Source organism: Marinobacter sp. Arc7-DN-1 (assembly GCF_003441595.1).
GTDB classification, from domain to species: Bacteria; Pseudomonadota; Gammaproteobacteria; order Pseudomonadales; family Oleiphilaceae; genus Marinobacter; species Marinobacter metalliresistant.
The window spans coordinates 1,511,432-1,524,303 of record NZ_CP031848.1; the positions used below are offsets into that span (position 1 = coordinate 1,511,432).

Here is a 12,872-nt window from a genome sequence, read left to right on the forward strand (position 1 = left end):
CACCAGCCAGGGATTCGTTATCCAGATCCCGCTGCACCAGAAGGCGCCGCAACAGACCTGTCCCCGCTCCCCTTACAGATAACAGACCGAAGATGAGTAACTGGGTATCACGGGGCAAAGCCGCCCCATGCCGCCCTCTACAACGCCAGACATAACCGGGTCATTCTCCGGAGGACTCCCCGGCGAATGCGCTCAGGTGAAACGCGATAGCTTCCTCCACGGCTTCCATACCACACACTCTGGGCTCCGGGACACTCCCGCCGGCCAGTACATCCAGAACAGATCGCACACCGTGGGCCAGTGACTCCGTGTTGTAGCCGCCTTCCAGAACAAAGGCAAGCCGACCCTCACACAGCCGATCCGCCAACGATTGCACAATTCCCGTCATGGCGGCAAAACCCTCGAAGGAAACATTCATCGCAAGGTCGTACCAATGGGCGTCGAAACCTGCCGACACCAGAATCAGATCCGGCTTGAAGTACTCCGCGGCCGGCACAAGAATTTCATTGAAAGCCCTGAGGTAAGCGACATCACCAGCGCCACCCGGCATGGGCACATTCACTGTGGTGCCCTCGCCCAACCCCGCCCCGACATCGTGCAAATTGCCACTGCCAGGGTAAAAAGGTGAAGCCCGGTGGATATCGAAGAACATCACATTCGGATCCGCCCAGAAGATGTCCTGGGTACCGTTACCATGGTGGGCGTCCCAATCGACAATCAGCACTCTTTCACAGCCAAGCTCAGCCTGGGCATGGGCTGCTGCAACGGCAACGTTGTTAATGAGGCAGAACCCTCTGGCCCGAACCGGCTCTGCATGATGCCCAGGGGGCCTGATCAGGGCGAAGGCGCTGCCAGTACTGCCCGAACAAACTGCCTCCACCGCAGCAATCGCGGTACCTGCGGCCACCTCGGCAGCCTCGATGCTTCCGGGTGACACCGCAGTGGTATCCACATCCAGCCAGGCATTTTTGTCACGCAGGGAAAACACATCGTCCAGATACGACGTAGTGTGAACACGAGCCAGCTGTTCCCGGGTGGCGGACTTGCCGGGAGCGAATCGAAGCCCCTCAACCGGCTCTCGGACCAACAAATCGAGAATGGCCTGAATGCGTCCGGGGTGCTCGGGGTATTTCCATTGAACATTCAGCCCAGCAAGGATCCCTCGAACTCTTTTGTCCAGACGGCCAGGAAGAAAGGCGGCGTTCACATCGGGCGCGTGATTCAGAACGCGCTCGTCATAAACCAGAGTGACTTCTCTTTTTGCTGACACATGTATCTCCACGATTACGCATGGAAGTGCGCCACAGCCCTCGTGCAGTCAGCACGATCTCCAATCAGCATAGACCAGCGTTACTTTGCTGTCAGCGGTCAGGCGGCCTCCAGATCGGAACATCTTCTTGCTTCGGCTCTTCCCAATCCCGCTGCATGGCGCTGCTTAACGCCTCCTCCAGCTTCATAAACAACTCGCCGTAACGGGGGCTAAACCGGATACCTTCCTCGATTTCCTTCCAGGCCTCGAACAATTCGTCCTCGTGGGCTTGTTCATTGTCCACAAACGCCCAGGTCATCTGCCGGGCACGCATCGGATGCACACCCATAGCCGTAAGTGCGTGGCCGCCAAGTTCGAGAGCTGAGTGATAGGTTTCACTCACAACATCATCCGCGCCCGCTTCCCTCAACCGGTATCCGTGACCACGGTCAAAGGCGCGGGCAAGCACCCAGACACCGGGGAAAAACTGCTTCACGTGCTCCACCATCTGCACCGCCCGATCACGGTCGTCTATGGCCACCACCAGCAGGCGGGCCTGCTCGATACCCGCTGTCTCCAGCAATTCCGGCCGGCTTGCATCCCCGAAGAAACTCTTGATGTTGATCTGCCTGAGGTTCTCGATCTGCTCGATCTCATGGTCCAGCGCCACAATTGGAACATTATTGGCACGCAACAAACGGCAAACGATCTGCCCGAAACGACCAACACCGGCCACAATCACCGGAGCCTGCTCATCGATGGTGTCGGCCTCCCGGTCATCGTTCTTTGAACGCCGATAACGCGGCAGCACGATCCGGTCGTAGACAATGAACAGCAACGGCGTAAGAAACATTGAGAGCGCCACTACCAGCATGAGAATCTGCGACATCTCCACAGGAATCACGTGGTTCTGGACGCTGTAAGTCAAAAGAACAAAGCCAAATTCGCCGGCCTGGGCCAGCCCCAGCGTGAACAACCAACCATTGCTGCCGTGGACCCTGAAAAGCAGCGCCAGGCCGAGCAGAACCGCCGCCTTGACAGCAATGACCGCGACCGCAAGGGAAGCGACCGTGCCCCATTGCTCAGATAACACGTCAAAATTGACCCCAGCACCAACGGTGATAAAAAACAGACCCAGCAGCAGGCCCTTGAACGGCTCGATATTCGCCTCCAGCTCATGCCGGAATTCGCTGTTGGCCAATACCACGCCTGCCAGAAATGCACCCAATGCGGGAGACAGGTTGACCAGGCTCATGAGGGCAGCAATTCCGATGATCAGCATCAATGCCGTCGCGGTGAAAACCTCTCGCAATCCTGACTGCACCACATAGCGGAACAAAGGCCGGCTCAAATAGTGACCACCAACGATTACCGCTCCGATGGCAGCCACCACGACCAGCCCGTTAGCCCAGCCCGGAAGACTGGCCACCAGGCTCAGGCTACTGCCAGGATCATCAGAGGGGCCCGCAGCGTCTTTCAGTTCCGGCAGAGCCAGCAAAGGGATAAGCGCAAGTATGGGAATAACCGCGATGTCCTGAAACAGCAAGACTGAGAAGGCACTGCGCCCCCCTTCGGTTCTGACCAGTCCCTTCTCGTTTAGGGTCTGCAATACAATCGCGGTGGATGAGAGTGCAAAGATCAACCCCACTGCAAGCGCCGTCTGCCACCGGAGCCCAAGCCATGCGGCCACCGCCATACCGGCTACTGCCGTCAACACCACCTGAAGTCCGCCAAGGCCGACGAGACGAACCCTCATGGCCCAGAGCGCCTTGGGATCAAGCTCCATGCCGACCAGGAACAGCATCATGACCACACCAAACTCGGCGAAATGCTGAATGGTGTCCGCTTCCTGACCGACCAGCCCTGTCACCGGGCCGATCACCACACCCGCAACCAGATAGCCGAGCACGGAGCCCAGGCCAAAACGTTTTGCCAGGGGCACGGCGATCACCGCGGCAACCAGGTAGATAAAGGCCTGAATGAAGTAGACAGTCATGGGTTTTTCCTTGATTTGGATTCAGTCAGGCTGCGGATTTCGCAGGCGACCGTCCCTGGCAGATCTGTTTAGCGTAGACCCTGGAATGCATCTTTCACATGCGATGCAAGGGCATCATTCAGAGGGTTGGAACCCCGACGTACCAGCGCCAGTTGATAAAAGCCAATTGCCGGCAGGCTATCCCCGGCAATCTCTTTCAGCGGTGGATGTATCAGGCTTTTCGGAAACGGCGCTACGGCGAGATCAGCCAGCATGGCGGCTTCCTGCCCGGAGCAATGCTCGCAGGTGTAGGCAATTCTGTATGGCACACCGGCTCTGTCGAGCGCCCGAAGAGTCATCCGGCGCCAGGCACAGCCTTCATGAGCCATGGCAATTGGCAGTGGCGAACGCTGGAAGGCTGACGACCCTTCCCGAGCGGCCCAGACCAGTGGCTCTTCATGAACCACCTCACCGCGGGTAATACCGCCCTCCTCCGCCACTGTCACCAGAGTCATATCCAGCTCACCAGCGTCCAGAAGAGCCAGGTTTTGCTTGCTGGAGCCGACAACCACATCGACCAGAACCGCCGGGTAAGATCTCGCGAATTCCGCAAGTACCTCTGGCAGAATCCGGGTACCTACGTCGTCGGAGGTGCCGATACCCACTTTCCCCTCAAGCGTCGGTGAGATGAAGTGCCGCACTGCCTCCTCATTTAACCGCAACAACCGGCGGCTGTAATCGAGTAGAGTCTCACCCTCAGCCGTCAAAGTGACGCGCCGTGGTTCACGAATGAACAGCGTTCTGCCCAGATTCTGTTCGAGCTGCTTGATTTGCATGCTAAGGGCCGAGGGCGTCCGGTGCACCAATCTCGCCGCACTGGTAAAAGTGCCGCACTCAGCAATGGCAACGAAGCTCCTGAGTACATCGTTATCGAGTAGCGGAATCTTCACGGAAGGACCTCTTGTGTCGGTTTCTGGCGTGAAACTGACTTAAGCATAACTGAACGAGATATTAAATTCTTTTCGTTTGATTGAAGGCATAAAGAGTTCCAGAATAACGGCTGTTGGCACCCGCGTGCGAGTAAAACGAAATCTCCAGGCGAGCTGCTGCAAGCCATTCACCCACAGTCGGGGCCGTCGATATGTTGAACAGAACAGAGCAACAGGCAACCGCCGCAATGCAGCCGATCACCTCATGGATTCAGGGGTACTCAAAACGCCAGCAATTCCGCCGGATGGCGCAGTCATTGCTGAAGGAAAAGGATGACACCCTCTCAGATCTCGGGTACGACCGCCACGATCTGGAAGGCGCCCTGCACCTTCCCATCAGGAGTGACGCGGTGCAATACATTGAGGCGCGTCGCTCCAAGCGCGCCCTGGAAGCCCGGCGGGCAAAAAGCCACCGGCTCGTGGGCTAGCAACCTGTCGGACTTAAGGCTGATCTACTGCGCCGGCCAATTGAGAGAAACGAACCAGTTCGAAGTCGCCTGACAGCGCATCGGCCAGATGGCGGATGTGCTCAGGCGTGATTTCACAGCAGCCACCAACCACGCGGGCACCATCGTCCAACCACTGCCTCACTTGCACTGCGTAGGCCTCTGGCGAAATATCTGGCCGGGCTTCGAGTGCGTCTACCAGCGCCCCGCCAGCCATAGGCTCAACCGTTTTGAAGGCGTTGGCGTAACCGCCAGTACAGGGATACAGCACGGCCAGCTCGGGCATTGCCTTCGAAAGCACTTCTGGATCACAGCAGTTCAGCATGATGGCCGTTGGTGCGAACGCCTTGGCCGCTTCGACAGCCTGCGCAAGCGTTTCCCCGGACCGGAGGTTGCCATCAGTTTCCAGCCGGAATGCCACACCAAAGGGCTTGCCTGACTCACTGGCGGCCGCACAGGCGGCTTTCGCCTCGAGGATGTTGGTCATGGTTTCGATGAGAAAGACATCCGCACCGGGCTGCAGTTTCACAAGTGTGTCGTACTCTGCCTTCAAATCATCGAATGATCGGGCTGGCTGGCCCCTATAGCTACCGACCAGAGGCGGCAGGCAACCGGCGATATCAACGTTTGCACCAGTTATCTCGATGGCGCGTTGCAAAACCTCAAATGCCTTTCGGTGAATCGCTTCTATCTCATCACCGATGCCCTCCCTGGCCAGACGGGTCGGGGTTGCGGCGTAGGTATTCAGTGTCAGGGTCCGAGCCCCCGCCCGAATAAAATCAACATGAACATCGGTAACAAGCTCCGGCTGCTCCCGCATCACCGCCACTGACCAGAGCAGCGAGGTGACAGTCGTGGCCCTGCGATAGATTTCCTGGCCCAGGCCGCCATCAAGAAGTGCAACAGATTTCATAGGGTACTCATCAGGGTATAACAATATTAAATCGGCCCTGAGGCTGATCCAGCATGCTGAAGAAGCCTATCAGGTCGAGCTTACTTCCCTCAAAGCTGATCTCGTCACTGAACAGAAGTTCCTTCAGCCCTGCCTTGCCGATCAACAAATCCACGAACAGCGGCCGGGTCAATCGCAGGGTGGCATCAGCCGGCGTGTCCTCGCTGGTCAGGCGGTTGTGCAACACCGAATTTCGCAAGGTCAGCAGGTAGCTTTCCTCAAGGTCCGTGAAGGTGATCTTGATAGTAGCGCTTTCGCCTTCCGCGTCCTCGGCTTTGAGCCGAACGGCCATACTATCGAAGAACAACGCCACCGGCGTGTTGAGCAGCACCTCTCTCATCATGGCTGGCCTGAGGCCTTCGTCCGGCGAGCCGTGACGCAATTCATAGGCGCCGGTCAGGTAGAAGTCCCGCCACGGCGCCGACTCCGCCTGGTAACCGAGCTGGTCGTAGACACTGGCCAACAGCCGTTTCGCGTCGTCGTTATCCGGCTCGGCGAAGACAACGTGGTTGAGCAATTCCGCAAGCCAGCGGTAGGTATCCCGGCCCTCGGCCGCGTCCATATCGGAAGCCGCCTCAAAATCCTGCAGGGCTTTTTCCAGAACCTTTTGGGCACCGCCCATCATCTCGACATACCGTTTTGCCGAGTCACTTTCGGGCAGCGGGTTGAGCTGTGCCGGGTTGGCGGTAAACCAGCCCAGGTAATGCTGATATACCGCCTTGGCATTGTGGGACACGGTGCCGTAGTAGCCCTGGTTATGAAAATCCTCGTTCAGCGCAGGCGGCAATTGCAGTTGCTCGGCAATCTCCCTTGGCGTGGCGCCACGGTTCATCAGACGCACCGTTTGGTCATGGATGAATTTGTAGGTATCCCGCTGCACCGCCAGGAAATCCTGGATATTCTCCTGCCCCCAGAGCGGCCAGTGGTGGCTGCCAAAGTATACTTCCGCTTCCGTGAATCGGTTCTTCGCTTCATCAATAAAGCTACTCCAGAGCCTGGCATCGCGAACCTTCGCGCCCCGGAGGGTATAGAGGTTGTGCATGTTGCGGCTGACCAGCTCGGCACCACAGAACGCTTTCTGCTCTGGCAGGTAGAACGTGAACTCGGCAGGCGCTTCGGAACCGGACACCACCTGGAAAACCATCGGAACGCCGTCCACGGTAAGCTCAGTCCCCGTCTCACTGACCAGGTCGGTAGGTGGGGCAAAGCCAAAGGTACCGAAGGCAGGTCCTTTACCCAGGCCGGTACCAACATGGCCTCGCTCATTTCTCTCCAGACGCTTGCCATACATGAACATGGCGCGGCGGGTCATGGCAGGGCCAGCGATGATGTTCTCGCTCGTGGCCTCTTCCTCGAAGCCCGCTGGCGCGATGACGCGCAGGTTAGCCCTCTCTTCATCGGAGAGGTGCTGGAGAATGCCCTGCACGCCACCAAAGTGGTCGATATGGCTATGGGTAAACAGGATCGCCCGCACCGGTTTTTCACCCAGGTGTTCCCGGGCAAACAGGAAGGCCTTGCTGGCAGTTTCCCGGGCAGTCAGTGGGTCCACCAGAATCCACCCGGTATCACCCTCGATAATCGACATATTGGCCAGATCGTAACCCCGGATCTGGTAAAGCCCATCGGTGACCTCGAACAATCCATGAATGTTGTTCAGGGCCGCCTGGCGCCATAGGCTGGGGTTCACCGAGGCAGGCGCATTTTCACCCTCACGGTCGATAAAGCCATAGTCCGGCATATTCCAGACCTCACCGCCCTCAAGATGATCAATCACCAGGTCCGGATCCTGGGCAATCAGCCCACGCCGTGCGTTCTCAAAATCGCCACGGTTGTCGAAGGGCCGTTGGTCAAGCACCTGTTGATTGGCCTGGCCGGTGCTGGCCGTTGGCGCGCTGTGCCCGGCACTGTTGGCTTGAGGGGAATCCGGACCGGTATCACACCCGGCGATGGCCAGCGCAATACCGAACAGCGGAACAAGGTGAACCTTTCGAGATAGAGACATGTGGCAACTTATCGATCTGTTGTTATTGGTTAACCCGAGTTTACCCCGGTATCAGCCAGAGTCCTGTATCAGTCAGCCAAAATACTCCTGCATCCAGTCAAACAGCTTACTGGCAGTCATATCGCCAAGAGCCATCTGCTGGAAATCATTACCCACTTCATCCTCTATGGTCACGAATTGATAAAGAAGAGTGCCGGGCTGCTCATCGTGAAGTATAAGCGTGATACGCCGGCGAGTGCGAAGACAGTCAATGGTCATCACATCTGCCGGTATACCCGCATCACGCATGCCCCGGCGAACCTCCACAACCGGATTGATGTGATGGTGGGTTGCCTGAATGCGAGCATGGGCGTCGCTGGCAAGGTCGGACAAGGTTTTGAGGGCATCTTCAGACATTGGGCAGATTCACTCCGGTTATTCATAGACATCATGCAAAGCCAGCATTTTGAAGTCCGGGACCACACCCAGTCCAGGGCGGTCGCTGAGCGTCATACGCCCCCCGGATACCTCCGGAGCGCCGGTCGCAAGCTGAGTGGTGTTGTAATTATGGAGATCGGTCGTATTGAGCAACGCCCTTGCCGGGGTGCTTGCCGCCAGATGCGCGTAAGCAGCAGTTGCGATACCACTGCCCCAGGCATCTTCAATCGTCATGGGTATTCCAGCATCCACGCACACATCCCGGATAACGCGGGAAGGTGTCAGGCCGCCAAATTTGCTGACTTTCAGCGCAATGGCGTCTATGGCGTCATCCCGCAGGGCCCGCTGTAAATCGCCAAGAGAGTTCAGGCTCTCATCCAGCTTGACAGGGTGCCGCACTCGCTGCCTCACTGACAGACACTCCTCGTACTGGCGGCAGGGCTGCTCCAGATACAGATCTACGCCCTCAACCGCGCGGGAAAAGCGCAGCGCCTGGTCCCGGCGCCATGCTGCATTAATGTCGCCAATCCAGAGCTCATCGGGTTGCTTCAGCTTGCTCAGGGTTCGAACCAGCTCAATATCTTCATCAACGTCGTGCCCGAGCTTGATCTGAATATGGCGAAAACCCTCTGAGCGGAATTGGCGCAGCGACGCCTGCATCTCAGCCGGTTCGGCCAGGGGAACTATCCTGTGCAAAGGCATGGAGGGCGTCTGCAGGCCACCAAGCAGAGTATAGACCGGAAGGCCGGTCGCCTTGCCGAGAAGGTCCCAGCAGGCGATATCAATGGCTGCCTTGGCAACAGCCTGGCCGGTAAGAGCCTGATTCATCCGCTCATGAATCGCTGAGATTTGCCTCGGATCCTCTCCGATCACCGCGGGCGCCAGCAAGGACAGGCAGGCCGGAATTCCCTCGGCAAACGCTGGCATATAGTTGGGGCCGCAGGGACAAACCTCTCCGTAGCCTTCCAGGCCCGTGTCCGCCGTTAAAACCACAACTGTGCTGGTGAATACCTGATGGGAACGGCCACCGGCAAAGGCGTAGGCCTTGCCGGTGTATTCAAGATCTGCAGTGTAAGCTGCAATACTGGCGATGCGCATGACTGTCCCCGAGTTCTGACCCAACTGATCGATGGTACATCCAATTGAAGTGTAGTCCCCTAATCCGGGTATAACGCCTTTTGCAGGTTCAGCCCTCTGGAGCAAACACTAAGCCCCCATTCTGTTGAGTCAGTTCTCAGCTTTCCTGAAGCACTCAGCAAGTTCAGCAGCGAGAAAATCGAACACCGTCCGAACCCGGAGGTTCATCCTGAGTTCCCGGTGCGAGACCAACCAGACATCGCCACCGAACAGTATATCCTCAAAGACTTTCTCAACTCGGGGCTCGGCATCGCCCAGCTCAAGCGGTATCACTCCAATGCCGATACCGGCCCGGGTCATCTGCCAATGCACCAGATGACTGTCTGTACGGGCAACAAAGTGCTCCTCTCCCAGCTTGATACCGCGCTCCGCCAGCGCACTCATGTACGCCCCGTTATTCGACACGAAGCCGATGAACCGGCCTTCCCGGAGCTCCTCAGGAAAAGGGGATGGCAAAGTCGTCAGTATTTCCGGTGTGGCGTAAAGAGTGGCTGAGAACTGCCCCACCTTACGAGCAATAAGATCGGGTTCTGTCGGCCGAAAGTTGCGGATGGCGATGTCTGCCGCCCGGCGCCGAAGATCACTGGCTTCGTTGGAGGCAACCAGATCGATGCGAATTCCCGGGTACTCATTGCGAAGCTTGTGAAGGATGGGAGGCAAAATGTAGGCGGCCGTGATTTCCGATGCCGAAATCGCAATCTCGCCTTCAATGGAAGTTGCTCGCCCCGTTGCCGCCAGCGACAGACCGCTAGCAGCCTCGCCCATCGCCCGAACGTAGGCAAGCAATTCCAAACCGTTCTGCGTTAACTCCAACCCCCGACCTCCACGCTCGAAAAGGACTGTGGACAGCTCCTCTTCCAGCGCCGAGACCTGCCTGCCAAGGGTCGGCTGCGAAATCCCCAGAGCCTTTGCAGCAGCGGATAAAGAGCCTTCCTCGGCAGTCACAAGAAAGGCCCGAGCCCGGTTCCAGTCGAAGTTAACAGATCGCCAATTCATTCACTTATGCATATCAGGAATACGAATATGACGATACTACCAACAGAATTGCAGAGATAGAATGGGCCCCAGTGACTTAAAGCAGCCAGTCCACAGAGGAAACCCCATGAATTCGTATGTCAATTTCTGGAACCGCAGCGCCGCGCGCTACGCCCGACGCCCCATCGCGGACCAGAACGCCTATCTGAGAAAGATCGCCTTAACACAGAAATACCTCCATTCAGAAATGGATGCCCTGGAATTTGGTTGCGGCACGGGATCGACAGCGCTGATCCACGCTCCCAAAGTCCGCAGCTATCTTGCGACAGACGCGTCTGCCCGGATGATTGAGATTGCCCGGGAAAGCTTGGCAGAACAACCGACCGGCAATCTCAATTTCCAGGTTGCCACCCTTGACGACCTGCAACAGCGGCAACAGACATTCGACGCCGTATTGGGCTTAAACATACTGCACCTCCTCGAATATCCAAAGTCGGCAATCGAGCAGGTCTTCGGCATGCTAAAACCCGGCGGTGTCTTTATCAGCAACACCGCATGCCTTCAGGACACCTGCCCCTACCTCAAACCCGTCGCCCTGTTGGCCAGACTGCTGCGCGTCGCCCCCTTTGTGAATTTCCTGTCCCGCGAGGAACTGGAATCTGATCTTGAGCGTGCCGGGTTCCAGATTCAGTACCGCTGGGTCCCCGAGAAGTCAAAAGATGTATATTTCCTGATCGCCACTAAGCCGAAGTAAAATCGGAACCCTCAGAAAAAGCGTAGTTGCAACCAATGAAAAGATCCCTGCTCATAGTTGTATTAGTCACCATTGCGGCCGGATGCAGCCACAGGGCAGTCTATGACAACGTGCGCATACACCAGCGAAACGAGTGCGCAAATAAACCGCCGTCGACCTACTTTGAATGTATTGAACGCGCGAACAAGTCCTATGAGGAATACGAGCGGGAGAGAAAAGAAGTGTTGGAAAAGCCGGAATCTGATGCCAAGCTTCCATAGACTATCGGAATACCGCGCACATCTGCGCATTACAGGGAATAATCCAATGGGAAGCTCAAAACTGGTCGGTATCGTTCTACTCGTAGTGGGCATTGCCCTGCTCTACTTTGGATACCAATCGACACAGTCTCTCGGTAATCAGCTGACTGAAACCGTCACAGGCCGCTTTACTGACGACACCATGTGGTATCTGATCGGCGGCGCCGCCGCAACTGCGGCAGGCGCTTTTCTGGCATTCGTCAGGAAATAAATCCACTCGGCTGTTCCGTCAGAAATCCACTAGTGTCCCGTCTGGCTAATTCGCGAACCTACTGAGCCACTGAGGGCCTTGAGAGCAAGGCGCGGTGGTGAAGGTTTGGTGGTTCCAAATCGAGGCGGCGCAACGCGGCTATCAAGGCCCTCAGTGGCTCCCGAAGGGCGTAGCGCTGAGGCCTCTGGCCGGTGTTGCCAGCCCTTGATGTGGAACCACCACACCTGCAGACAGGCGCCTTGGCCAGAGGCCTCAGCGCTACGCAGTAGATTAGCGAATTAGCCAGACGGGACACTAGTCTCGGCGTCGCCTGGTCCTGACCAGAAACCAACTGGCCAGGACCAGCGCCCCGAAAACCGTATAGCCCAGGGTGAAAACCCAGTCCGGTGCGCTGTAATACAGGATGGATTGCAGCCAGTGCTGAATGAATGATCCCTCATAGCCCGCTTGCCCCGCCTTCTCCCGAAGTGCCATTTCCCACGCTGTGAGTGGGCAAAGCACGCCCAGCCAGGATTGCAGAACGACGATACCTATGACAATCAGGTGGCTCAGCCGGAACCAGAAATTGCGCACCCACCGCCATCCAAGGAAATGACCAACGAACGTCGCCACCAAGCCCAGAATGACAAAGGCGACCAGCATGGTATGCAGGATCAGCAGCATGTCAGCAAGTATCAGAACCCACCGGTTATTCACAAACGCCTCCCAAAAGCTGATTCGTGGCAGCCAGTTACCCCAACCTCGAGAAAAGCAAACGCGCACTCTCATTGGCAGGGAAGATCATCTCAACCCGCAATTCGGACAGAAACACATCATTCACCGGACCGAATCGTGCAATCATTGTGGTGGTTTCGAGGATATCATTACCCATGTTCAGTCGTTCCCGTAGAGGAATATCGAGCGTCTCCGCCAACCGCAGTACCACATCCCGCTTAGGTCGCGAACGGCCAGTTTCGATAAACGACAAGTGGCGCGGCGAAAGCTCCGCCCCCACCGCCAACTCAAGCTGGCTCATTCTTTTCTGGTTTCTCCAGAACCGTAGCTTATGGCCAAAAGCACTGTGTTGTGCGATCTGGCTGCCCTGGTCTATCGACCTATTTTTAACGGTCATTTATCCAGCCTTTACCTTTTCGGGAAGTGCGCCGGAAAGCTCGTCGGCGCATGCTCATACCCAGAGCATAACCAATTCTGAACATCAACGTGCGGAGGCAATCCACAATGCTTATTACCCGAATCGCGCCCGTTTTATTTCTCGCATTTACAAGCTTCACTCTCTGGGTGTTGGCCACCTCAGAGCAGAATTTCTGGCTATGGCTTCTAAGCCTGTTTACTGAGAAGGAGTCACTTCAGGTCGTTCTGGATCTTGGAATTGCCCTGTTGCTGCTTATGTATCTGTTGTACCGGGATCATATTGCCCAGGGCGGAAGCGCCAAAAGCTTCATCCCCTTCCTGGTTGTCCTGCCGTT

At 56.9% G+C, this 12,872-nt stretch carries 13 protein-coding genes; 3 read left to right on the forward strand and 10 right to left on the reverse strand.

All coding sequences use genetic code 11. The features are described from left to right. Positions 1–160: 160 nt before the first annotated feature. The 3 genes from D0851_RS07055 to D0851_RS07065 form a co-directional block, all read right to left on the reverse strand. Positions 161–1,270 carry a histone deacetylase gene (locus D0851_RS07055; RefSeq protein ID WP_117618002.1) on the reverse strand — a complete coding sequence of 370 codons (1,110 nt, stop codon included), beginning with the start codon at positions 1,268–1,270 and terminating at the stop codon, positions 161–163. A gap of 91 nt (positions 1,271–1,361) precedes the next feature. Further along, on the reverse strand, positions 1,362–3,245 hold the full coding sequence (locus D0851_RS07060; RefSeq protein WP_117618003.1) for a monovalent cation:proton antiporter-2 (CPA2) family protein: 1,884 nt from the start codon (positions 3,243–3,245) through the stop codon (positions 1,362–1,364). 68 nt (positions 3,246–3,313) lie between these two features. Continuing rightward, positions 3,314–4,174, reverse strand: coding sequence for a LysR substrate-binding domain-containing protein (locus D0851_RS07065; protein ID WP_117618004.1), 861 nt, complete (start codon positions 4,172–4,174; stop codon positions 3,314–3,316). A 191-nt stretch (positions 4,175–4,365) separates the two neighbouring features. Here D0851_RS07065 and D0851_RS07070 point away from each other — a divergent pair, with 191 nt between their 5' ends. After that, entirely contained in the window at positions 4,366–4,641 is a 276-nt protein-coding gene (locus tag D0851_RS07070; RefSeq protein WP_227539474.1) for a hypothetical protein, read from the forward strand. 13 nt (positions 4,642–4,654) lie between these two features. On the opposite strand, the gene D0851_RS07075 is transcribed toward D0851_RS07070, so the two are convergent. The 5 genes from D0851_RS07075 to D0851_RS07095 form a co-directional block, all read right to left on the reverse strand. Further along, the gene (locus D0851_RS07075) at positions 4,655–5,572 is read right to left on the reverse strand and encodes a homocysteine S-methyltransferase family protein (RefSeq protein WP_117618006.1); all 918 of its coding nucleotides are present in this window, start codon (positions 5,570–5,572) and stop codon (positions 4,655–4,657) included. Between the two features lie 10 nt (positions 5,573–5,582). Then, positions 5,583–7,613 (reverse strand): alkyl/aryl-sulfatase, encoded by a 2,031-nt coding sequence (locus D0851_RS07080; RefSeq protein ID WP_117618007.1) that lies wholly within the window; start codon positions 7,611–7,613, stop codon positions 5,583–5,585. 72 nt (positions 7,614–7,685) lie between these two features. After that, entirely contained in the window at positions 7,686–8,009 is a 324-nt protein-coding gene (locus D0851_RS07085) for a hypothetical protein (RefSeq protein ID WP_117618008.1), read from the reverse strand. A gap of 18 nt (positions 8,010–8,027) precedes the next feature. Then, on the reverse strand, positions 8,028–9,128 hold the full coding sequence (locus D0851_RS07090) for a mandelate racemase/muconate lactonizing enzyme family protein (RefSeq protein WP_117618009.1): 1,101 nt from the start codon (positions 9,126–9,128) through the stop codon (positions 8,028–8,030). A 129-nt stretch (positions 9,129–9,257) separates the two neighbouring features. Continuing rightward, on the reverse strand, positions 9,258–10,163 hold the full coding sequence (locus tag D0851_RS07095; RefSeq protein ID WP_117618010.1) for a LysR family transcriptional regulator: 906 nt from the start codon (positions 10,161–10,163) through the stop codon (positions 9,258–9,260). Between the two features lie 106 nt (positions 10,164–10,269). Here D0851_RS07095 and D0851_RS07100 point away from each other — a divergent pair, with 106 nt between their 5' ends. Together D0851_RS07100 and D0851_RS07110 are read left to right on the forward strand one after the other, a co-directional pair. Next, positions 10,270–10,896 (forward strand): class I SAM-dependent methyltransferase, encoded by a 627-nt coding sequence (locus D0851_RS07100; protein ID WP_117618011.1) that lies wholly within the window; start codon positions 10,270–10,272, stop codon positions 10,894–10,896. Positions 10,897–11,202: 306 nt separating this feature from the next. After that, entirely contained in the window at positions 11,203–11,406 is a 204-nt protein-coding gene (locus tag D0851_RS07110; protein ID WP_117618013.1) for a DUF3185 family protein, read from the forward strand. A 294-nt stretch (positions 11,407–11,700) separates the two neighbouring features. Here D0851_RS07110 and D0851_RS07115 read toward each other — a convergent pair whose 3' ends face one another. Together D0851_RS07115 and D0851_RS20935 are read right to left on the reverse strand one after the other, a co-directional pair. Then, positions 11,701–12,102, reverse strand: coding sequence for a DUF2784 domain-containing protein (locus tag D0851_RS07115; protein WP_117618014.1), 402 nt, complete (start codon positions 12,100–12,102; stop codon positions 11,701–11,703). A 34-nt stretch (positions 12,103–12,136) separates the two neighbouring features. Further along, positions 12,137–12,517, reverse strand: a complete 381-nt coding sequence (locus D0851_RS20935) for a helix-turn-helix domain-containing protein (protein WP_117618015.1) — start codon at positions 12,515–12,517, stop codon at positions 12,137–12,139. Between the last annotated feature and the right edge of the window lie 355 nt (positions 12,518–12,872).